Source organism: Vulcanibacillus modesticaldus (assembly GCF_001730235.1).
GTDB classification, from domain to species: domain Bacteria; phylum Bacillota; class Bacilli; order Tepidibacillales; family Tepidibacillaceae; genus Vulcanibacillus; species Vulcanibacillus modesticaldus.
In genome coordinates, this window is sequence record NZ_MIJF01000091.1 from 1 (window position 1) to 752 (window position 752).

At 35.2% G+C, this 752-nt stretch carries 1 protein-coding gene; it reads left to right on the plus strand.

All coding sequences use genetic code 11. The features are described from left to right. A partial coding sequence (locus BHF71_RS11025) for a transposase (protein WP_141705394.1) occupies window positions 1-752 on the plus strand: 752 nt, incomplete at both ends.

Below are 752 nucleotides of genomic sequence, written 5' to 3' on the forward strand. Positions count from 1 at the left end.
AAGCACATGGAAAAAAGCAACTTCCCCCACAAGATAAAGAAGAAGAGAAAGAAATAAAGGAAAGTAAGACAGACCCAGAGAGTGGGTATTTTGTTAAGGACGAGAGAGAAAAACTCTTTGCATACTCATTTCATACAGCTTGCGATCTAAACGGATTTGTTCTTGGTACACTTGTTACAGGAGCCAATGTACATGATAGTAAAGTGTTAGATAAGATAGTTAATCAAGTAATCGAAAAAGTGGAAAAGCCAAGTGCAGTCGTAGTAGATGCTGGATATAAAACACCTTATATCGCAAAATACTTATCAGATCAAGATATTCGACCAGTAATGCCTTATACACGTCCCAGAACAAAAAGCGGATATATGAGAAAACATGAGTATGTATATGATGAATATTATGATTGTTACATCTGCCCAGTGGGAGAAATACTATCATATCAAACCACAACAAGAGAAGGTTATAAACAGTATGCATCTAATCCAAAGATTTGTAAAAACTGTTCATTGTTATCATCATGTACACAGAGTAAAAATTATACGAAGATGATACATAGACATATATGGGAAGATTATATCGAAGAAGCGGATCACTTAAGACACACAGAAGAAAACAAGAGATTATATGCAAAGCGAAAAGAAACAATAGAAAGAGTATTTGCAGATATGAAAGAGAAACATGGTTTGCGTTGGACTACGTTAAGAGGTTTGAAAAAAGTCTCGATGCAGGCGATGTTAGTTTTTGCTGCCATG